The sequence below is a fragment of the Janthinobacterium sp. CG_23.4 genome (assembly GCF_029892305.1).
Taxonomy (GTDB): domain Bacteria; phylum Pseudomonadota; class Gammaproteobacteria; order Burkholderiales; family Burkholderiaceae_D; genus Janthinobacterium; species Janthinobacterium lividum_D.
On sequence record NZ_JARXUX010000001.1, the window covers coordinates 3,447,149 to 3,468,436 of the forward strand.

At 60.2% G+C, this 21,288-nt stretch carries 21 protein-coding genes; 16 read left to right on the plus strand and 5 right to left on the minus strand.

All coding sequences use genetic code 11. The annotated features are described in order from the left end of the window. Positions 1-24: 24 nt before the first annotated feature. On the minus strand, positions 25-1,005 hold the full coding sequence (locus H4V96_RS15465) for a tripartite tricarboxylate transporter substrate-binding protein (protein WP_010399968.1): 981 nt from the start codon (positions 1,003-1,005) through the stop codon (positions 25-27). Between the two features lie 3 nt (positions 1,006-1,008). Continuing rightward, positions 1,009-2,070 carry a porin gene (locus H4V96_RS15470; RefSeq protein ID WP_196854847.1) on the minus strand — a complete coding sequence of 354 codons (1,062 nt, stop codon included), beginning with the start codon at positions 2,068-2,070 and terminating at the stop codon, positions 1,009-1,011. A gap of 201 nt (positions 2,071-2,271) precedes the next feature. Here H4V96_RS15470 and H4V96_RS15475 point away from each other — a divergent pair, with 201 nt between their 5' ends. The 4 genes from H4V96_RS15475 to H4V96_RS15490 all read left to right on the plus strand — a co-directional run bounded on the left by H4V96_RS15475 (position 2,272) and on the right by H4V96_RS15490 (position 5,735). After that, a complete protein-coding gene (locus H4V96_RS15475) occupies positions 2,272-3,006 on the plus strand; it encodes a response regulator (protein WP_029496563.1) in 735 nt (244 codons plus the stop codon). Positions 3,007-3,014: 8 nt separating this feature from the next. After that, positions 3,015-4,508 carry a sensor histidine kinase gene (locus tag H4V96_RS15480; RefSeq protein WP_196854846.1) on the plus strand — a complete coding sequence of 498 codons (1,494 nt, stop codon included), beginning with the start codon at positions 3,015-3,017 and terminating at the stop codon, positions 4,506-4,508. 171 nt (positions 4,509-4,679) lie between these two features. Continuing rightward, positions 4,680-5,240 (plus strand): outer membrane beta-barrel protein, encoded by a 561-nt coding sequence (locus H4V96_RS15485; RefSeq protein ID WP_196854845.1) that lies wholly within the window; start codon positions 4,680-4,682, stop codon positions 5,238-5,240. Positions 5,241-5,381: 141 nt separating this feature from the next. After that, positions 5,382-5,735: a ribonuclease E inhibitor RraB gene (locus H4V96_RS15490; RefSeq protein ID WP_196854844.1), complete on the plus strand. Its 354-nt coding sequence runs from the start codon at positions 5,382-5,384 to the stop codon at positions 5,733-5,735. Positions 5,736-5,905: 170 nt separating this feature from the next. Here the strand turns inward: H4V96_RS15490 and H4V96_RS15495 are convergent, their stop codons facing one another. Both H4V96_RS15495 and H4V96_RS15500 read right to left on the minus strand, forming a co-directional pair. Then, positions 5,906-7,228: a homoserine dehydrogenase gene (locus tag H4V96_RS15495; protein WP_010399979.1), complete on the minus strand. Its 1,323-nt coding sequence runs from the start codon at positions 7,226-7,228 to the stop codon at positions 5,906-5,908. A gap of 84 nt (positions 7,229-7,312) precedes the next feature. After that, positions 7,313-8,542 (minus strand): pyridoxal phosphate-dependent aminotransferase, encoded by a 1,230-nt coding sequence (locus tag H4V96_RS15500; protein WP_070346475.1) that lies wholly within the window; start codon positions 8,540-8,542, stop codon positions 7,313-7,315. Between the two features lie 418 nt (positions 8,543-8,960). On the opposite strand from H4V96_RS15500, the gene H4V96_RS15505 reads away from it, so the two are divergent. The 12 genes from H4V96_RS15505 to H4V96_RS15560 all read left to right on the plus strand — a co-directional run bounded on the left by H4V96_RS15505 (position 8,961) and on the right by H4V96_RS15560 (position 20,736). Next, positions 8,961-9,353 carry an Mth938-like domain-containing protein gene (locus tag H4V96_RS15505; protein WP_010399981.1) on the plus strand — a complete coding sequence of 131 codons (393 nt, stop codon included), beginning with the start codon at positions 8,961-8,963 and terminating at the stop codon, positions 9,351-9,353. Next, positions 9,350-11,023, plus strand: a complete 1,674-nt coding sequence (locus H4V96_RS15510; protein WP_196854843.1) for a glycosyltransferase family 39 protein — start codon at positions 9,350-9,352, stop codon at positions 11,021-11,023. The genes H4V96_RS15505 and H4V96_RS15510 overlap by 4 nt, the downstream gene beginning before the upstream one ends. Positions 11,024-11,224: 201 nt before the next feature. Continuing rightward, positions 11,225-12,361 (plus strand): DegT/DnrJ/EryC1/StrS aminotransferase family protein, encoded by a 1,137-nt coding sequence (locus tag H4V96_RS15515; protein WP_010399983.1) that lies wholly within the window; start codon positions 11,225-11,227, stop codon positions 12,359-12,361. A gap of 11 nt (positions 12,362-12,372) precedes the next feature. Further along, positions 12,373-13,368 (plus strand): glycosyltransferase, encoded by a 996-nt coding sequence (locus tag H4V96_RS15520; protein WP_029496566.1) that lies wholly within the window; start codon positions 12,373-12,375, stop codon positions 13,366-13,368. Continuing rightward, positions 13,368-14,285 (plus strand): formyltransferase, encoded by a 918-nt coding sequence (locus tag H4V96_RS15525; RefSeq protein ID WP_010399986.1) that lies wholly within the window; start codon positions 13,368-13,370, stop codon positions 14,283-14,285. Before H4V96_RS15520 ends, H4V96_RS15525 begins: the two co-directional genes overlap by 1 nt. A gap of 21 nt (positions 14,286-14,306) precedes the next feature. After that, a complete protein-coding gene (locus tag H4V96_RS15530) occupies positions 14,307-15,359 on the plus strand; it encodes a bifunctional UDP-4-keto-pentose/UDP-xylose synthase (protein ID WP_010399989.1) in 1,053 nt (350 codons plus the stop codon). Further along, complete coding sequence (locus tag H4V96_RS15535) at positions 15,359-16,318, plus strand: polysaccharide deacetylase family protein (RefSeq protein WP_010399991.1); 960 nt, start codon at positions 15,359-15,361, stop codon at positions 16,316-16,318. Before H4V96_RS15530 ends, H4V96_RS15535 begins: the two co-directional genes overlap by 1 nt. A 104-nt stretch (positions 16,319-16,422) precedes the next feature. Further along, positions 16,423-16,866, plus strand: a complete 444-nt coding sequence (locus H4V96_RS15540) for a peroxiredoxin (protein WP_196854886.1) — start codon at positions 16,423-16,425, stop codon at positions 16,864-16,866. 311 nt (positions 16,867-17,177) lie between these two features. After that, the gene (locus H4V96_RS15545; protein WP_196854841.1) at positions 17,178-18,995 is read left to right on the plus strand and encodes a PhoH family protein; all 1,818 of its coding nucleotides are present in this window, start codon (positions 17,178-17,180) and stop codon (positions 18,993-18,995) included. Between the two features lie 232 nt (positions 18,996-19,227). Beyond that, positions 19,228-19,521, plus strand: coding sequence for a hypothetical protein (locus tag H4V96_RS15550; protein ID WP_196854840.1), 294 nt, complete (start codon positions 19,228-19,230; stop codon positions 19,519-19,521). Continuing rightward, on the plus strand, positions 19,518-20,459 hold the full coding sequence (locus tag H4V96_RS15555; protein WP_196854839.1) for a bestrophin family protein: 942 nt from the start codon (positions 19,518-19,520) through the stop codon (positions 20,457-20,459). The genes H4V96_RS15550 and H4V96_RS15555 overlap by 4 nt, the downstream gene beginning before the upstream one ends. A gap of 76 nt (positions 20,460-20,535) precedes the next feature. Then, positions 20,536-20,736, plus strand: coding sequence for a heavy-metal-associated domain-containing protein (locus H4V96_RS15560; RefSeq protein WP_010399996.1), 201 nt, complete (start codon positions 20,536-20,538; stop codon positions 20,734-20,736). A 132-nt stretch (positions 20,737-20,868) separates the two neighbouring features. On the opposite strand, the gene cueR is transcribed toward H4V96_RS15560, so the two are convergent. Continuing rightward, on the minus strand, positions 20,869-21,288 hold the full coding sequence (cueR, locus tag H4V96_RS15565) for a Cu(I)-responsive transcriptional regulator (protein ID WP_010399998.1): 420 nt from the start codon (positions 21,286-21,288) through the stop codon (positions 20,869-20,871).

Here is a 21,288-nt window from a genome sequence, read left to right on the forward strand (position 1 = left end):
ATAGGTTTTTTATTAGGATGTCGTTCAGCGCATCAAGCCAAGCTCATTCGCCTGCCTGGCATACTCATCGACCGCCTGCTTGACATACGCTGTCAGCTTCGGCCCCGTCAGGGCGAATGGGTACAGGCCGGCCTGCGCACGCCACTGCGCGAACTGCGGCGTAGCCATCACGCGGTCAAAGGTAGCCACCCAGCGCTGGTAATTTGCCTCGGGTACCTGGGGGCCCATCCATACGCCGCGAATGATCGGCCAGACCACGTCGAAGCCCTGCTCGCGCGCAGTCGGCACGCCGGCCAACACGCCAGGCAGGCGTTTTTCCGACAGTACCGCCAGCACGCGCGCATGGTTGGCGCTGGCGTTCAGGGTGGCCTCCGAGGTGTCGCCCGAGACCACCTGCACGTAACCGGCCTGCATCGCCGTAAACACTTCGCCGCCGCCCTCGAGCGCCACAAAACGCAGCACTTTCGGATCGATGCCGGCATGGCGCGCCAGCAACGCCATCTTCAGCCAGTCCTGGCTGCCGATGGTGCCGGAGACGCCGATCAGTACCTGGTCTGGATGCTGGCGCAGCGCCGCGATCAGGTCGGCCAGGCTCTTGTAGGGCGAATCGCTGCGCACGGCGATCATGCCGTAGTCGGCACCCAGCGCCGCCACCCAGCGCACGTCGCTCGCCTTCGCATTGCCGAACTTGCCCTGCGCCAAATTGAGCAGCGAACCGCCCGAAAACGCCACCAGGGTGTTCGCTTCCGCACGGCGTCGTTGCGATGCCATCGAGTGCCAGGCCACCGCACCGATGCCGCCGGGCAGATAGCTGATGCGCATTGGGCCCGCCAGGCCTGCCGCGCCCTCCTGCGCCAGGCCTTTTTTTGCCAGCTTGCAGGTCAGGTCCATGGCACCGCCCGGTTTGGACGGCACCACGCACTCGGCCGCAGCAAACGCCTGCGCCCCCGCGACGGCGGGCAGCAGGCACAGCAAAGACAGCAGCAGAGAACGCAGCATCGTCATGCCTTAGAAGCGGTGCTGGATGCCGGCCATCACACCGCGCTGGGTGTCGCCGAAACCGGCATCGTCGCGCGACAGGCTGACCAACTGATTGTGCTTGGCCTTGGCATAAGCGCCGGCCACGTACAGGTCAGTGCGCTTGGACAGCGCATAGCGCACGCGCGCCACGTACATGATCGGATCGGCATTCAGGTTGGCCGCCACATTCTTTACGTCCTGGTAGTAGATCACGCCCGTCAGGGTGATTGCCGGCGTGGTCATGTAGCTGACGCCGCCCCAGTACAAGGTGCCGCGCACGTCGGCCTTGCCGGCGGCAGCCGGATCGAGCTTGTAGTCGCGCGCCGCCGCCTGCACCTTCCACGGGCCATTGTCATACATGGCGCCCAGGTGGTACACAGTGGTCTTGTCGCGCGCGCCGCCAGCGATGGCATTGCCGTTCACCTGTTCATACGTCGCGAGCAGGCTGACAGGACCGGTCTTGTAGGTAACTGCCGTCGACAGCTTGGCGCTGTCCGAGTTGCCCGTCGACTGCTCGCCGACACCATACGAGGCGCCGTAGCTGAAGTCGCCCGTCTTGCCCGAGTACTTGACCAGGTTGTCGAAGGCGGTTGTCATGCCATACTTGCTCGGGCCCGTCGCGTTGGCCGAGGTAGCCCACGAGTAGAACGGCGCATACGCCATCGGATCGAACGGCAGCACAAAGTCATATACAGTGGTAAACGAGCGGCCCAGCACGACGCGGCCAAACGCACCTTCCAGGCCCACATTGGCCTGGCGCTTGAACAGCGCGCCGTCGGCTGCGCCCGTGTCGACCAGGATGCCGCCTTCCAGATTGAAGACCGCTTTCAGGCCGCCACCCAGGTCTTCGCTGCCCAGGATGCCCCAGCGCGAGGTGTTCATGCCGCCGGAGCTCACTTGCGTCATCGAGCTCTTGTTCGGACCGGCGTTGCTGGTGTTGCTGATACCAGCGTCAAGGCGGCCATACAGGGTCACGTTCGACTGGGCCTGGGCGCTGCCGGCTGCGGCGAGCACCGCCATGGCGGCCAGCGAGAATGCAGTTTTCTTCATGTGAAGTGTCTCCCTTAGATATAGTTATTAGTGATATGCCTGATCCATTTCATGAATCAGAGTCACACTATATGAGCGTCAGCCTTTCAATTGGCTTTCAGCACGACAAGTGTCGCCAGCCAGCCACAATCGAGCCCAACATATTCATCGCCCCCCTGCCGCCACGCTTACACTGGAGCATTTCAACGAATGGCGGAGACCATGCGCATATTATTAGTGGAAGACCATCTGGAGCTATCGCACTGGCTGGCAAAGGCCCTGCGCGACGCGCACCTGACGGTGGAGACCGCCCACAACGGCGCCGATGCCGACGCCCTGCTGCACACGCAGGAATACTCGCTGGTGCTGCTCGACCTGACCCTGCCGAAGATGGACGGCCTGGACGTGCTGCGCCGCCTGCGCGCGCGTGGGGGCACGCGCGGCAAGACTCCCGTCATGATACTCACGGCGCGTGGCGGCCTGGATGAAAAAGTGCAGGGCCTGAACCTGGGCGCCGACGACTACATGGCCAAGCCGTTCGAACTGGCCGAACTGGAAGCGCGCGTGAAAGCCCTGCTGCGCCGCAGCCAGGGCAACGAAGCGCTGGTGCATACCTGCGGCGCGCTCAGTTTCGACACCGTCACGCGCATGTTCAGCTATGCCGGCGCCCCTTTTCCCCTGACGCCGCGCGAACACGCGGTGCTCGAAGCGCTGATCACGCGCTCCGGACGTGCAGTATCGAAGGAAAAGCTATTCGACGAAGTCTTCGCGCTGGCCGACGACGTTAATCTGGACGCCATCGAACTGTATATCCACCGCGTACGCAAAAAACTTGAAAGCAGCTTGGAAAACGGCATCGACAGCGGCGCGCCCGACGGCGCCGTCATCACCACTCTGCGCGGCATCGGCTACCTGCTGCAGCCGCGCAGCGCCATGGCGCTGGCTGCAGCAAAATGAGCGACGCCATGCAACGCCCGCGCAGGCCCCTGTTCGAGCGCCTGCGCCGGCGCTGGGCGCTGGGCCGGCCGCTGGGCAGCCTGCGCAGCCAGTTGCTGCGCTGGCTGCTCATACCGCTGGCGATGCTGGTGCTGCTCGACGCTTTTTTTGTCTACCGCAATGCGCTCGACGCCGCCGACATGGCTTATGACCGCTCCCTGCTGGCATCGACGCGGGCGCTGGCCGAGCGCGTCTCCATCGTCGGCGGCAAGGTGGTGGCAGAAGTGCCTTACGTGGCGCTCGACAGCTTCGAAACCGATACCCTCGGCCGCATCTATTACAAGGTCACAGGCATCAACGGCGAACTGGTCTCGGGCTATGGCGACTTGCCGCGCGTGCCGAAAAACGTGCCCCGTTCGCAAAACTATCCGGCCCTGGTGCGCTTCTACCACGCCGATTACCATGGTAAGCCGATCCGCATCGCCGCCCTGCTGCAACCGGTGTATGACGACTCGATGCGCGGCATCGCCCTGATACAGGTTGCTGAAACACTCGATGCGCGGCGCGGCCTGTCGAACCAGATCCTGTTCGATACCCTGAGCTGGCAGGCGGCAATGATACTGGTGATGGGCGCGCTCGTGTGGTTTGCCGTACGCCTGGTGCTGCGGCCGCTGATGCGTTTGAAAACGGAAGTCGAGACGCGCACCCTGTCCGATCTGTCCGACGTCGATCCCACGCTGGTGCACAAAGAAATGCGCCCGCTGGTGAGCGCCATGAACGGCTCCATGTCGCGCTTGCAGCAACTGATCGCCAGCCAGCGTCGCTTCATCGCGGACGCCTCGCACCAGCTGCGCACGCCGTTGACGGTACTGAAAACCCAGGCCGAACTGGCCCTGCGCGAGTGCGACCGCCAGGCCGGCGCGGCGTCCGACATGGCCGCCCTGCGCGACATCGTACGCTCGATCGCCAGCACCACCGATTCGACCGTACTCTTGGCCAACCGCCTGCTGACCCTGGCGCGCATCGAGCATGGCAGCGACAGCCTGGCCATGGATATCGTCTCGCTGCGCCGCGTGGCGCAGCAGTTAGGGCTGGCAATGGCCATGACTGCCGTCGGCAAGCATATCGATTTATCGCTGGAAGCGCCCGACGACGCGCCCGTGCATGGCCAGGCCTTGCTGCTGCACGAACTGCTGGCCAACCTGGTCGACAATGCCCTGCGCTACACGCCGCAGGGCGGCAGCGTGATCCTGCGCGTGCGCGCGGCGCAGACAGAGAACGGACACGGCGCCATGCTGGAGGTGGAAGACAGCGGCCCCGGCATCGCGCCGGGTGAACGCGAACGCGTATTGACGCCGTTCTACCGGGTCGGCGCGGCACTCGAGAGCAACCCTGGCGGCGCAGGACTGGGCCTGGCCATCGTGCGCGACATCGCCGCCCTGCACGGCGCCCGGCTGGAGTTGGCAACGGCCTCCAATGGGCATGGGCTGAAGGTCAGCGTGCATTTCAGGGCGATCACCTGAGGCACTGCACGGATATATCTTCGACATTAAGTGTTGCCGCAAACCAACACATGGTTTATTTTCAATGTTTTTTAAATAATTGCCTTACACAAACATATTTATCCCTATATAATTCGCCTCCCATTACGCAACGAGACAATCTCTGCGCGTTAATTATCAATAGGATTAAAAATGAAAAAGCAATTGTTCGCAGCCGTCGTCGGCGCCGCCCTGGCATTCCCATTGTTCGCCCAAGCTGAAGGCGCTTACATCGGCGCTAACGTCGGCCGTTCGGAATTGAAACTGTCGGGTGATTTCGGTTCTGGCAAAGACAACAAAACCGGTTACAAAGCTTACGCTGGCTACGACTTCACGCAAAACTTCGGCGCAGAAGCCGGCTATGTCAATTTCGGCAAAGTGAAAGATAGCGAAAACAATGATTCGGTGAGCGTTGACACCAGCGCATTTTACGTCGCCGCCACCGGCACCCTGCCACTGAACGAACAGTTTTCGCTGTTCGCCAAGGCTGGCGTGTCGCAAAATCGCACCAAATTTAATGTTGACGCGATGGGTTTCAATTTCAACGTGTCGAAAAACAAAACCGCTGCCCTGTTTGGCATCGGCGCTGCTTACAACATCAACAAAAACCTGTCGGCTGTTGCTGAGTATGAAAACTTTGGCAAGACGCTGAGCGTGAACGGCGCGACTGTAAAAGCCGACCTGCTGTCGATCGGCCTGCGCTACAAGTTCTAATTCACGCTTGCGCGAATGCAACCCCAGCCGCTGTAAGGGCTGACAAAAAACCGGCTGGCAAGCCGGTTTTTTTATGCGCGCGTGGCGCGCCAGCGGCACCGATGTTAAGATCGCACCCTGGAATTGACTGAAAGCCCCGCCATGATGACCAAAGAAGATGTAACCGAACTGTTCGCCAATATCGCCGAGAACGCGCCGTGGGATTTGTCCCAGCCGCTACTGTGGGGCTATTACTTCACCAATCCCACGTCCGAGCCGCTGGAGCAGGCCGCCACCTTGCTGGCACTGCAGGGCTACCGCCCGGTGGAACTGTATCAGCCCGAACTGGACGACCCGGCCGCCGCCCCCGTGTGGGTGCTGCATGTGGAAAAAGCCGAAGTGCATGACGTCGAGAGCCTGCATGCACGCAATGGCGAACTGATGGTGTTTGCCCAGGAAAACCAGTTGGCCAGCTACGACGGCATGGATGTCGGTCCGGTCGGTACCGCAGCGTAGGTCGGATGAGGTCCGAAGGACAGTAATCCGACAACATTGTTGGCACGGCCTTGGCACGGCCGGTGGTGATGTCGGATTACGCTGCGCCTCGGCGGCCCCGCTAATCCGACCTACATCACAAACGCAAAACGGCGCCCGAGGGCGCCGTTTTGCATGCAGCTTTGTAAAAATCAGCTCAGGTTTTCCAGGCGGATCTTGGTCACCATACCCACCACGCTCTGGAGCGCTTCCATCTTTTCGATGGCCGCCGTGACGTTCTTTTCCTGCGTCTGGTGCGTCAGCATGATGATGTCGGTATGCGTCTCGCCTTCGGCCGGCTCTTTTTGCAGCATGGCGTCGATCGAAATGCCGCGTTCGGCCAGGATGCGCGTCAAGTCGGCCAGCACGCCCGGCTGGTCGGCCACGTGCATGCGCAGGTAGTAGCTGGTGGTAATTTCCGACATCGGCAAAATCGCGATATCGGTCATCGCGTTCGGCTGGAAGGCCAGGTGCGGCACGCGGTGTTCCGGGTCGGCCGTGGCCAGGCGCGTAATGTCGACCAGATCGGCGATCACCGACGAGGCGGTCGGTTCGGCGCCCGCGCCGCGGCCCGAATACAGGCTGGCGCCAACGGCGTCGCCGTGCACCAGCACCGCATTCATGGCCCCTTCCACATTGGCGATCAAGCGCTTGGCCGGGATCAGGGTCGGATGCACGCGCAACTCGATGCCTTCCACGCCATTGACGGTGGCGCGCTTGGTAATGCCCAGCAGCTTGATGCGGTAGCCCAGTTGCTCGGCGTAGCGGATGTCAACGGCATTGAGATTGCTGATGCCTTCCACGTAGGCCTTGTCGAACTGCACCGGGATGCCGAAGGCGATGGCCGACATGATGGTGGCCTTGTGCGCGGCATCGATGCCTTCGATGTCGAAGGTGGGATCGGCTTCCGCGTAGCCCAGTTCCTGCGCCTGTTTCAGCACGGTGGCGAAATCGAGGCCCTTGTCGCGCATTTCTGAGAGGATGAAATTGGTGGTGCCGTTGATGATGCCGGCGATCCATTCGATGCGGTTGGCCGTCAAGCCTTCGCGCAGCGCCTTGATGATGGGGATGCCGCCGGCGACAGCCGCCTCGAATGCCACCATCACGCCCTTGTCCTGGGCGGCGGCAAAGATTTCGTTGCCATGCACGGCCAGCAGGGCCTTGTTGGCCGTCACCACGTGCTTGCCGTTGGCGATGGCCTGCATCACCAGGGTTTTCGACAGGTCGTAGCCACCGATCAGTTCGACGACGATGTCGATCTCGGGATCGTTGACGATCAGCTGCGGGTCATTGACGACCTTGCAGGCGCCGGCGACCAGCGCTTCGGCGCGCGCCACATCGCGCACGGCGACGGCAACGACTTCAATGCTGCGGCCGGCGCGACGCTTGATTTCTTCCTGGTTGCGTTTCAGGACGCTGAACGTGCCGTAACCGACATTGCCCAGGCCCAGCAGACCGATCTTGATGGATTTCATAATTGTGCTTGAGTGCTCATAAGTGGCGCCCTTGGGGGGGCGCCAGGTTGATCGGTATGGTTGATCGAGATGCTGCTGGCTGGTTCAGCCGCGGCCGTGACGCTTGCGGTAACCTTCGAGGAAGCGCGCGATGCGTCCCATGGCCTCGGTCAGGTCATCGGAGTTGGGCAGGAAGACGACGCGGAAATGGTCGGGCGCGATCCAGTTAAACCCCGTGCCCTGCACGATCAGGACCTTCGCTTCGGCCAGTAATTCATAGGCAAACTGCTGGTCGTCGGCGATCGGATAGATCTCCGGGTCCAGGCGCGGGAACATGTACAGCGCGGCCTTGGGCTTGACACAGGTGACGCCCGGAATATCGGTCAGCAGCTTGTGCGCCAGGTCGCGCTGTTTCAACAGGCGCCCGCCAGGCCCCACCAGGTCTTGTATGCTCTGGTAGCCGCCAAGCGCCGTCTGGATGGCAAACTGCCCCGGCGCGTTGGCGCATAGCCGCATCGAGGCCAGCATATTGAGGCCTTCGATGTAGTCTTTCGCGTGGCGTTTTTCACCCGAGACCACCATCCAGCCGGAGCGGTAGCCGCAGGAGCGGTAATTTTTCGACAAGCCATTCATGGTGATGAACAATACGTCGTCGGCCAGCGAGGCGATCGACACGTGCTCGGCTTCGTCGTACAACACCTTGTCGTAGATCTCGTCGGCGAAAATGATCAGCTGGTGCTGGCGCGCCAGTTCGACGATCTGCTGCAGCACCGGCACCGGGTACAGCGCGCCGGTAGGATTGTTCGGGTTGATGACGACGATGGCTTTCGTTTGCGGCGTGATCTTGCGGCGCATATCCTCGATATCGGGATACCACTCGTTCTGCTCGTCGCAGACATAATGCACGGGATTGCCGCCCGACAGGCTGACGGCGGCCGTCCACAGCGGATAGTCAGGCGCCGGCACCAGCACCTCGTCGCCACTGTTGAGCAAGGCATTCATCGCCATGACGATCAATTCCGAGGCACCGTTGCCCAAGTAAATATCATCGATGGTCACGCCGGCGATATTCTTGCTCTGCGTGTAGTGCATGACGGCCTTGCGCGGCGCGAACATGCCTTTCGAATCCGTATAGCCGGCCGCGTTGTGCAAATTGAGCATCATGTCGCGCACGATTTCATCGGGCGGGTCGAAGCCGAATACGGCCAGGTTGCCGATATTGAGCTTGGTGATCTTGTGGCCTTCTTCTTCCATTTGCCTGGATTTTTCCAGGACCGGCCCGCGGATGTCGTAGCAGACGTCCGCCAATTTATTCGATTTCTGAATCGGTCGCAAAATAAATCCCTGTCGTGATGCGGCGCGGCCGGCCTACGCTTGCAGCATGAAAGCCGCGCCAGAACTGTGAACCCCTGAGACTGCAATGCGAAAACAGCCATTCTCGCCGAAAGCAGCCCATTTTATCAAATTAAACATGGCAAACTGCAGCATTTCGCGCCGTTTATGCCACGCTACCAGGCACGCGCATGCTTTTCCTACCGGACGCTCTTCATCTTCCCTTAATCTTTGCCTATTACTATGGCGGGCGGCCGCTACCACTGTTGCGCCAAAGCATAGCCAACAGATTGCAAATTGGAAAGGATGTTGCTTTTCAATCGCTCTTTTTTAGCATTTATGGCATGCTTACGCCCTTGGCCGCAGCGCTACCAAACCGCGCGCGCACCGATCAACCGACACGAACAGCCCGGACATCGTCATGAAACTTCATGCCAGCAGCACCCTACAATACCAAACCGTCACAGGCTACGACGAAAATGGCGTGGAGATCAATGCCCAGCCGTACAACTATAGCCTGATCATCATGCCGGAAATGCCGCCACGGGCGTGGGACGTGGGCAGTTTCGAGCAACTGAGCGAGGCGCATTTCGCGCAAATCCTGGCCGACGCGCCAGATGTGGTCATCCTCGGCACGGGCGAGCGCCAGCGTTTCGTGCATCCGAAACTGACGGCCGCGCTGACCATGCGCCGCATTGGCGTCGAGTGCATGGATAGTCAGGCAGCCTGCCGTACCTACAACATCCTGATGGGCGAGGGCCGCAAAGTTACCCTGGCCCTGATCATGGCTCCCGGCGCAGGCAGCGCTGCATGAAGATCAACGTCAACGAACTGCATAGCTCGCGGCTGTTGATGTGGTCACTGCTGGGCATTTTCATCGTCACCACCCTGTATGCGCTGGGCGTGCGCACCCTGGTGCCGCCCGACGAGGGCCGCTACGCCGAGATGGCACGCGAAATGTTCGTCACGGGCGACTGGATTACTACGCGCCTGAACGGCATCAAATACTTTGAAAAGCCGCCGCTGCAAACGTGGATGAATGCGCTGACCTTCGCCGCCTTCGGTCTGGGCGAATGGCAGGCACGCCTATGGACTGGCCTGTGCGGCATCATCGGCGTGTGCATGACGGCTTGCGCAGGCAAGAAAGTGTTCGGTCCGCGCGTGGGCTTGTATGCCGGCCTGGTGCTGGCGTCCAGTCTGTTCTGGCTCGCTTCCGGCCAGATCAATTCGCTCGACATGGGCCTGTCGGGCATGATGAGCATAACCTTGGGCAGCCTGCTGATCGCCCAGCGCGACGATGCCACCGCGCATGAACGGCGCAACTGGATGCTGGTCTGCTGGGCCGGCATGGCGCTGGCCGTGCTGGCCAAGGGCTTGATCGGCATCGTGCTGCCTGGCGCCGTACTGGTGCTGTACACGCTGTGTGCGCGCGACTGGAGCATCTGGACGCGTTTGCACCTGGTCAAGGGCTTGCTGGTGTTCTTTGCCATCGCCACGCCCTGGTTCGTGCTGGTCGCCCTGCGCAATCCGGAGCAACCGCATTTCTTTTTCATCCATGAGCATTTCCAGCGTTTCCTGATGAAGGGGCACCAGCGCGAAGGCGCTTGGTACTACTTCCTGGTCTTGCTCATTCCCGGCATCCTGCCGTGGATAGGCGTGCTGCCGCAAAGCCTGGCCGCCGCCTTCAAGCGCCAGGAAGGGACCTTCCAGCCCCGCTTGATGCTGCTGGCCTGGGCCATCTTCATTTTCTTTTTCTTCAGCTATTCGACCTCGAAGTTACCTGGCTACATCGTCCCCATTTTCCCGGCGCTGGCATTGCTGGTGGGGCTGTTCCTGGAATCGGCCTCGCGCCGCCAGCGCATGCTGGCCGCCGGCCTGCTGTGCGTGCTGGGCGCGGCCATCCTGATCGGCGGGCCGATCGGTTTCAATCACGCTAGCGGACGCGATCCGGCCGAACTGGCAGCACTCAAGGGTTACCAGGCATGGGTGATGGCGGCCGGCTTCTTCGCCCTGGCCGGCGGCGCGCTGGCCTTGTTGCATGCGCGCCAGCTGCGCCGCGACATGACCGTGCTGACGATCGCCGGCGCCGGCTTCCTGGCCACGCACTGCATCTTGGCCGGCTCCGAACTGTATGGCCAGAACCGCGCAGGCACCGCCATACTGCCGCAGATCCAGGCAGAACTGACGGCCGACACCAAACTCTATTCGGTCGGCATCTATGAACAGTCGCTCACGTATTACCTGCAGCGGCCGGTGATCCTCGTCGATTACTGGGATGAATTTACGTTTGGCCTGAAACAGCAGCCTGAACTGTCTATGCCGAGCATCGATGCATTCATCACACAGTGGACCAACGATGCCAACGCCGGCGTGCGCGACATGGCCATTATCAGCCTGCAGCGTTACAAGGACTTGCAACAACGTGGCGTACCCATGCGTGTCATTGCCGAGGATGCGCGCCGCATGGTGATTGCCAACAAATAAAGTTTACAGGCGCGCGAGGCAGCACGGCGCGCGCCCTCACCACTGCAGCAGCAGTCGCAGTAGCGGATTTTTTCACCGCTGCAGCGGCTGCGCCGCCATACTGACGATATAAAATAAGCTTGCCTGCCAGCGAACCTTGACCGCATTGACGGCCTCGGCGACACCGCCCCTGACAATATATAGACCCAAGAACCGCGCCCCATGACCTCTACCCTGCCCTTTTTGCCCTTTTCCAAACCCACCATCGATGAAGCAACCATCGCCGCCGTCGGCGAAGTGCTGCGCTCGGGCTGGATCACCAGCGGCCCGAAGGTGCAAGCCTTCGAAGCCCAACTGTCAGAGTATTTTGGCGGGCGCCCGGTGCGCACCTTCAATTCTGGCACTTGCACCATGGAAATCGCACTGCGCATCGCCGGTGTCGGCCCTGGTGACGAAGTCATCACCACGCCCGTGTCGTGGGTAGCGACCGCCAACGTCATCATCGAAGTCGGCGCCACGCCCGTATTTGCCGACATTGACCCGGTCACGCGCAATATCGATCTCGACAAACTTGAAGCGGCCATCACGCCACGCACGAAAGCCATCATTCCCGTCTACCTGTCGGGTCTGCCCGTCGATATGGACCGCCTGTACGCAATTGCTGAAAAGTATAATTTACGCGTCGTGGAAGACGCGGCGCAAGCGTTCGGCTCCACCTGGAAGGGCAAGCGCATCGGTGCGTTTGGCGACTTTGTCTCGTTCAGCTTCCAGGCCAACAAGAATATCACCACGGGCGAAGGCGGCTGTCTCGTCCTCAACAACCTGGAAGAAGCCAAGCTGGCCGAGAAATACCGGCTGCAAGGCGTCACCCGCAGCGGCGTCGACGGCATCGATGTCGATGTGTTGGGCGGCAAATACAATATGAGCGACATCATGGCTGCCATCGGCCTGGGCCAGTTCGCCAACATCGAGGCCATCACGGCCCACCGCCGCGCGCTGGCACGCCATTATTTCGCGCAATTGGGCAGCGATTTCGAAGCGGCAAGCGGCGCGCAGCTGCCCGTGCAAGACTTTGAAAACAGCAACTGGCATTTGTTCCAGATCATCCTGCCCGACAACGGCCCCGGCACGCGCGCCGCGTTCATGCAGCAAATGGCGCAGCAAAACGTGGGAACGGGCTATCATTACGCACCAATACACTTGTTTTCCCTGTACCGCGAACGCGGCTTTACCGAAGGCATGTTCCCCGTCTCGGAAAAGATCGGCCGCCTGACCGTGACCTTGCCGATGTTCTACGCCATGACCACAGAAGACGTGGAGCGGGCTGTCGCCAGCGTCAAATCCATCCTCATCAAATGAGCAGCGCATCGATGAAACCTGAACTATCCATTATCATTCCAATCTACAACGAGCAAGATGGCTTGGCCAGCTTGTTCGCCCGTCTGTACCCGGCCCTCGATGCCTTGCAAACGAGCTACGAGATCATCTTCGTCAATGATGGCAGCAGCGACAATTCGGTGGCCATTCTGGCGGAACAGTTCCGCCAGCGCCCAGACGTCACGCGCGTGATCTTGTTCAACGGAAATTACGGCCAGCACATGGCAATCCTGGCCGGCTTTGAAGCCTCGCGCGGGCAGATCATGATCACGCTCGACGCCGACTTGCAGAACCCGCCGGAAGAAATCGGCAACCTGGTGGCGAAGATGCGCGAAGGCTACGATTATGTGGGCTCGATCCGGCGCAAGCGGCAAGATTCTGCATGGCGCACGCTGGCGTCGAAGATGATGAACCGCCTGCGCGAAAAGATCACGAATATCAAGATCACCGACCAGGGCAATATGCTGCGCGCGTATGGTCGCAATGTCATCGACTTGGTCAACCAGTGCGCCGAAGTCAACACCTTCGTGCCGGCCCTGGCCTACACGTTTGCCCGCAAGCCCACGGAAATTACCGTCGAGCATGAAGAACGGGCTGCCGGCGAATCAAAATACTCGCTGTACAGCCTGATCCGCCTCAATTTCGACCTGGTGACGGGCTTTTCGCTGATTCCCCTGCAAATCTTTTCCATGCTGGGCATGGCGATGTCGCTGGGCTCGGCATTGCTGGTGGTATTCCTGCTGGTGCGCCGCTTCCTGCTGGGCGCGGAGGCCGAAGGCGTATTTACCCTGTTTGCCATCGCCTTCTTCTTCATGGGCGTGATCCTGTTCGGCATCGGCCTGGTGGGCGAATACGTGGGACGCATCTTCCAGCAAGTGCGTGCCCGTCCCCGCTATGTGGTGCAAACCATCTTGCAAGACGGCATGGCCCAGGCGGAAGCGGAGGCGCCAGCGTATGTGCGCCTGGACAAGCGCCAGGTGAGCCGCTGATGGGCGCGCCACGCGCCGTCGTCTTCGGCTACCACAATGTCGGTGTGCGCTGCATCAAGGTGCTGCTGGCCGGTGGCGTCGATATCGCCCTGGTCGTCACGCATGAAGACAGCGCCACGGAAAACCTGTGGTTCGAATCCGTCGCCAGCCTGTGCCTGGCCGAAGGCATCGCCTGCATCACGCCTCTGGACGCGCGCGCGCCGGAACTATTGGAGCAGGTGCAAGCGGCCAAGCCGGACATGCTGTTCAGCTTTTATTATCGCCACATGTTGCCCGCTAGCATATTGGAAGTGGCTCCCGCCTACAATATGCACGGCTCGCTGCTGCCGCAGTTCCGCGGTCGCGCGCCCGTCAACTGGGCCGTGCTGCATGGCGCCACGGAAACGGGTGCCAGCCTGCATGAAATGACCGTCAAGCCCGACGCCGGCGCCATCGTGGCACAAACGGCCGTACCCATCCTGCCCGACGATACGGCGTATGAAGTCTTCGGCAAGGTCACCGTGGCGGCAGAACAAACGCTGTGGGGCGTGCTGCCGGCCCTGCTGAACGGTACGGCACCGCGCCTATTGAACGATCTGCGCCAAGGCGGCTATTTTGGCGGACGCAAGCCGGAAGACGGCCGCGTCGACTGGACGTTACCCGCGCAGCAAGTATACAACCTGCACCGCGCCGTCGCCCCTCCTTATCCGGGTGCCTTCACCGAAGTTGACAATGTCATTTACACCATCGAAAAAGCGCGTTTGAGCAAACGTTGCGCAGGAAGTTTGCCACTCGGCTTGGCGGTAGTGGATAATTGCATCTTTGGCGTCTGCGGAGACGGTCGCCTGTTGGCCATTTCCGCGCTGAGGGCTGCCGGGGAGCCAATTTCGGCTCATCAATTGCAGGCCAGGCTGACCGCCCGCGCCAGCACACACTGATATCACTCAAGAGAATCTCACATGAAAAAAGTCCTCATTTTAGGCGTCAACGGCTTCATCGGCCACCATCTGTCCAAGCGCATCCTGGAAACCACAGACTGGCATGTCTACGGCATGGACATGAACACGGACCGCATCACGGAATTGCTGGAAGATGACAACTACAAGTCGCGCATGCACTTCTTTGAAGGCGACATCACGATCAACAAGGAATGGGTCGAGTACCACGTCAAAAAATGCGATGTGATCCTGCCGCTGGTGGCCATCGCCACGCCGTCGACCTATGTCAAGCAACCGCTGCGCGTGTTCGAACTGGACTTTGAAGCCAACCTGCCTATCGTGCGCTCGGCTGCCAAGTACGGCAAGCACCTGGTTTTCCCGTCGACCTCGGAAGTGTATGGCATGTGCCATGACGAGGAATTCGATCCGGAAAACTCGGAACTGATCTGCGGCCCGATCAACAAGCCACGCTGGATCTATTCGAACGCCAAGCAGTTGATGGACCGCGTAATCTGGGGCTACGGCATGGAAGGCTTGAACTTCACGCTGTTCCGCCCATTCAACTGGATCGGTGCCGGCCTGGACTCGATCCACACGCCGAAAGAAGGTTCCTCACGCGTGGTGACACAATTCTTCGGCCATATCGTACGCGGCGAGAACATCTCGCTGGTCGATGGCGGCGCGCAAAAACGCGCGTTCACCTATATCGATGACGGTATCGATGCGCTGATCCGTATCATCGCCAACAAGAATGGCATCGCTAGCGGCAAGATCTACAACATTGGCAATCCAGTTAACAATTACTCGATCCGCGACCTGGCCGGCATGATGCTGAACCTGGCCGCCGAGTACCCGGAATACGCCGAAGGCGCGAAACACGTGAAAATCGTGGAAACGACCTCGGGCGCCTACTACGGTGCCGGCTACCAGGACGTGCAAAACCGCGTGCCGAAAATCACGAATACCTGTGAAGAACTGGGCTGGGCGCCAAGCACCACCATGGCCGATTCCCTGCGCAATATTTTCGACGCCTACCGCAGCCAGGTAGCCCAAGCCAAAGCATTGATGGATTAATGTTGAGCAAGCCGTTCCTGACCCTCAAAATCGACGTCGATACCTATCGCGGCACCCGTGAAGGCATGGGCAATCTGGTGCGCATGCTGACCGCGCACCAGGCCAAGGCTACCTTTCTGTTTTCGCTGGGCCCCGACCATACGGGCTGGGCCCTGCGGCGGGCCTTGAAACCCGGCTTTTTCAGCAAGGTGTCGCGCACTTCGGTGGTCGAGCACTATGGCTTGAAAACATTGATGTATGGCACCTTGCTGCCGGGACCCGATATCGGCAAGCAATGCGCTGCGCAATTGCGCGCCGTGCGCGATGCCGGCTTCGAGTGCGGCATCCACACCTGGGATCACACCCTGTGGCAAGACAACGTGGCCAAGCGCAACACCGCCTGGACCGTCAACATGATGCGCAAGGCTGCCAACCGCTACGAACAGGTATTTGGAACAAAGGCGCACACACACGGCGCGGCCGGCTGGCAAATGAATGTCAGCGCCTTTGTCGAACACGACACGGCCGGCTACCGCTTTGCCTCCGATGGCCGCGCCATGCTCGACGCGCGCGGCGCCATGCTGCATCCGGGCAATGGCCCACACCGCGTGCGCAATGGCAACACCATCTTGCAATGCGTGCAATTGCCCACCACCTTGCCCACCCTGGACGAGTTGCTCGGCTGCGAAATCGACGGCAAGCTGATCACGACCGGCAATGTTGCCGCGCATATATTGTCGCTGACGCAGGAAAATCCCCGCGACCACGTATATACCTTGCATGCGGAACTTGAAGGACAGAAACTCGCCCCCATTTTCGAACAACTGCTGGCTGGCTGGAAAGCTCAGGGCTACCAGTTTGCGGCGATGGGCGATTATTATGAAAAGATACGCCATACCGACTTGCCCGTTTGCCCCGTCACCTGGGATCAGTTACCTGGGCGTTCGGGACGCCTGATTGTGCAGGGCAAAGCGGCCTGAATGCTGTATTGTTGCACCTGGATGCGTTGCCAGATTAAAAAAAACAGCGCTGATGATCACCGTTCAGGAGAGAACCTGTGGCTGATAGCCTATCCCTCGTTAGCATGCCCGACTTTAACGCCACCATGACAAACGGCAAGACCTTTCAGTTGCTGGGCCGCCCAGCCAAGGCCACGGTGCTGTTTTTCTATCCGAAGGACAACACCCCCGGCTGCACGACTGAAAACATCGCCTTCCGTGACGCCTATCCGCAATTTGTCGCCGCCGGCGCGGAAATCTATGGCATCAGCCGCGATTCACTGCGCTCGCACGAAAGCTTCAAAGCCAAGCTGGAACTGCCGTTCGAACTCATTTCCGACCCGGACGAAGCCGTTTGCCTACTGTTCAACGTCATGAAGATGAAACAGATGTACGGCAAGACCGTGCGTGGCGTCGAGCGCAGTACGTTTGTGATTGACGCCCAGGGCCGATTGGTGAAAGAATGGAGAGGCGTGAAGGTCGCAACTCACGTGGAAGAAGTGCTGGAATTCGTAGCGCATCTGAGTTGATCATCTGTTTTGATCGTATGCGCGTTGTCGGCATCGAGCCAGCTTAGTTCGCAATTATCTCAACCTTAGCTCAACCGCAGTTCAGTTCACGGTACCTATCGCCATTTTGAGTCAACGAAGCGCCTCCACCCACTCCGCCAGGCGGGCCTGTAGCCCGCCGATGGCATCCATGACCGGCCATGCTGCCGGGCTTCCGGCAGTCTCTCGTCCTGTAGCATTGTTGTCCTCCCGCATCCCCCCCATGAGAAGTGCCGCCAGAAGCTGGCTGCCCATGGGCGATTCATTCCAGAAATTTTTTGATTGAGATCCTGATGCCACTGCCAAAATTACCGAGCAAGCCAGCCACCATCCTGGCCACCCAAGATTACCCAAGCGCAGGCGCAGCGCGCCCGGCCAGCAAAACCCCGGCAGCCAAGAAAGTGGCTGCCCCCGTCATGCAAGCGGCGATCGCCGACGTTGCCAAGCCGGTCCGCAATGCGGCCACAAAGATCAAGCAAGTGGCAGCCCTGATGGCCGCCAAGCCTGCACCGGCGCCAGCCGCTAGCGTGCCTGTGGCCGCCCCGGCTGTCGCACCTGCTGCGCTGGCCAAAGCCGCACCGGCGGCAAAAGGCAAGGTCACGCCGATCAAATCCGTCAAGCAGGCCGAACAGCCACATCCGGCCAAGCACAAGGCGGTCGAAGTGCAGCTCAAGTCGTCCGCCAGCCGCGCCGCCGACCAGCGCGGCATCAGCAAGCTGTTCGTGCTCGACACCAACGTGCTGATGCACGACCCATCATCGCTGTTCCGCTTCGAAGAACACGATGTGTACCTGCCAATGATGACGCTAGAAGAGCTCGACAACCATAAAAAGGGCATGACGGAAGTTGCGCGCAATGCACGCCAGGTATCGCGCACGCTCGACGCCCTGATCAGCAACACGGATGACGACGCCATCGAACACGGCATCTTGCTGTCCAAGCTGGGCAACAAGGATGCCAAGGGCCGCTTGTTCTTCCAGACGCGTTTGCAAAGCGCCGACCTGCCAGTAGGCTTACCAGTAGGCAAGGCGGACAACCAGATCCTGGCCGTGGTGCGCTCGCTGGAGTCGGAACAGGAAGGCCGCCCGGTGGTGCTGGTATCGAAAGATATCAATATGCGCATCAAGGCGCGCGCCCTGGGCTTGCCGGCCGAAGATTACTTCAACGACCATGTGCTGGAAGACACGGACTTGCTGTACTCGGGCATCGTGCAGTTGCCGGACGACTTCTGGAATAAGCACGGCAAGGACATGGAATCGTGGCAGGAAAGCAAGAACGGCTATAGCGCCACCTTCTACCGCGTGACGGGCCCCTTCATTCCATCGCTGCTGGTCAACCAGTTCATCTACCTGGAACCGAAAAACGGCGAAACGCCGTTCTACGGCCAGGTGAAACAGATCAACGGCAAGACCGCCGTGCTGCAAACCCTGCGCGACTTCAGCCACACGAAGAACAATGTGTGGGGCGTGACGGCGCGCAACCGCGAACAGAATTTCGCGCTGAACTTGCTGATGAATCCAGAATGCGACTTCGTCACCCTGCTGGGCCAAGCCGGTACCGGCAAGACCCTGCTGGCCCTGGCCGCCGGTCTGGCGCAAGTGCTGGAAACCAAGCTCTACAATGAAATCATCGTCACCCGCGTGACGGTGCCTGTCGGCGAAGACATCGGTTTCTTGCCAGGCACGGAAGAAGAAAAGATGTCGCCATGGATGGGTGCCTTCGACGACAACCTGGAAGTGCTGAACAAATCCGACGCCGATGGCGGCGAATGGGGCCGTGCGGCAACGCAAGACCTGATACGCTCACGCATCAAGATCAAGTCGCTCAACTTCATGCGCGGCCGCACTTTCGTCAATAAGTTCCTGATCATTGACGAAGCGCAAAACTTGACGCCTAAACAAGTCAAGACTCTGGTCACGCGCGCCGGTCCCGGCACGAAGATCCTGTGCCTCGGTAACATCGCCCAGATCGACACGCCGTACCTGACAGAAGGCTCGAGCGGCCTGACCTACGTGGTCGACCGCTTCAAGGGCTGGACCCACAGCGGCCACGTCACCCTGGCGCGCGGCGAGCGTTCGCGCCTGGCCGATCACGCCAGCGAAGTACTGTAAGTTTGAACGGGCGGCGCAAGCCGCCACAGTCATTCAAAAGCCCCGGCTGCAGCGATGCAGGCGGGGCTTTTTTCATGCGCGCAACTGTTCGCATCGATATGCTCGAATACCGCGCTCTTTCCTCATGGACGCCGCGGACCAGGCACCGGCCTTGCTGGCGTGGGTGATGGCGTTCGGCCGATATGCTTGGCAAGCGCTGCCAAGGTAACGCCAGGCTCCGCCTGCGACGGGTGTGATTGCACTTGCTCTAGAGGTAAAAGGAAACAAAAATATTCGTGAAGAACATGGCGCCACAGGAATGAAAACTACAGATGAAATGTTCATTCATGAAATTAATAAGCGCCATTATCACTGTGAATTGGCTCAAAGCGAAACAGCGGCCTATACTCCGATCCTCGCCCCTACATTGCCTCCCATGCACACCCAGCTCAGCGCGCACACACAGCGGGCTTTTTGTTCCCGGCATTTATCAATCCGTCTTTCCATCTTTACCGATCACCAGGCTCAAACCGGGAGCGCAGCATGATCGTGCGTGAGCGTCCCTCGGCGCTACGGCTGTTCCTGGTAGTGCGCGGTTCCGTCTTGCCGCGCATCCGCACCACTCTCATCGTCAACACCCTGATCGCCACGCTCGTTACCTGGTGCCACGGCACCCTGTTCGACCACAAGATCATCCTCACCACCATCCCGTTTACCCTGATCGGCTTGCCACTGGCCATCTTCCTGGGCTTTCGCAACACGGCCGCCTACGACCGCTACTGGGAAGCGCGCAAGCTGTGGGGCGAACTGGTGTTGCGCAGTCGTAATTTCTCGCGCCAGTGCCAGAGCATGATACGTAGCGACACGCCCGCCCACGCCAGGCTGGGCCTGGACGATGTGCGCGTGCGCATGATTTACCGCAGCATCGCCTTTTGTCACGCCCTGCGCCACCAGTTGCGCGACACGCGCGGCGCGGCCGACTTGCAGCCGCTGCTGCGCCCGGTTGAATGGGAAGCGGCATGCAAGGCTGCGAACCCGTCAGACTACCTGATGCTGCAGATGGGCCACGACCTGGCCGACTGCGTCCAGCAGGGGCGTATCGACAGCATCCTCACCGCACAGATCGATAACACGATCTCGGCCATGGTTGCGGCGGGCGCCTCGTGCGAACGTATCCGCAGCACGCCGATTCCCTTCTCATATTCGCTGCTGCTGCACCGTACGGCTTATCTATACTGCTTTCTGCTGCCTTTCGGCCTGGTTGACTCGCTCGGTTTCATGACGCCCTTCGTCGTCGCCATCGTCGCCTACACCTTCTTTGGCCTCGATGCGCTGGGCGACGAGATCGAGGAGCCATTCGGCGAAGATGCCAACGATTTACCGCTATCAGCCATGTGCCGCGCCATTGAAATCAGCTTGCGTACGTCGGTGCAAGATGACAATGTGCCGCCGCCCATGCAAGCGGTCGACTTCATGCTCAATTGAGCCACGCTTTCCCTTGACCTTACCATCGGGGGAAGGCTTACAGTGAGAACACTTAATCATTCAAGGAGTGCTTGCCATGTATCAGTTAGAAGTTGACAACATGAGCTGCGGCCATTGCGTCGGCGCGGTCACGAAAGCGGTGCAAGGCATCGATCCTGCCGCACAGGTGCAAATCGACCTGGCCAGCAAGCGCGTCACGGTGGAATCGGCGGTCGAACTGCATGCTATCAGTGCCGCCATCGTGGAGGCGGGCTACCCCGTCACCAGCGCACAGTAGCAGCACAGCCGGCCCATGCGCCGGCTATTGTCGCTTGCCCGTTCCCTTGCGCGTCATGGCCCAAGACGCCCTCCTCATCAAAAGGGCTTCTACGCTTCGATTCCATATAGCGGGCGACGTTCAATCAGCAAGTCAGTGGCAACAGGCTTTCGCCTCCGGTTCACCGACCAGCCCCAGGCTTTGCAAGATGGGGCAATCGGGCTTGTCATCGCCGTGGCACGATTGCGCCAGACGCGACAGGGTATCGCGCATTTCCGTTAGTTCAGCGATGCGTGTATTCAAGTCGCTCACATGGGCTAGCGCGATGCCTTTCACGTCCGCGCTGGCGCGCTGATCGTTTTGCCACAGCGACAGCAGTTCGCGGATCTGTTCCAGCGAAAACCCCAATCCCCGCCCACGCTTGATAAAACGCAAGGCGTGCAAGTCGCTCGGCGTGTAAATGCGGTAACCGGCGTCGCTGCGCGCGCTGGGTTTTAACAGGGCAATGCTTTCGTAGTAGCGTATCATTTTTGCCGATACGCCCGTTTCGCTTGCCGCCTGGCCGATATTCAT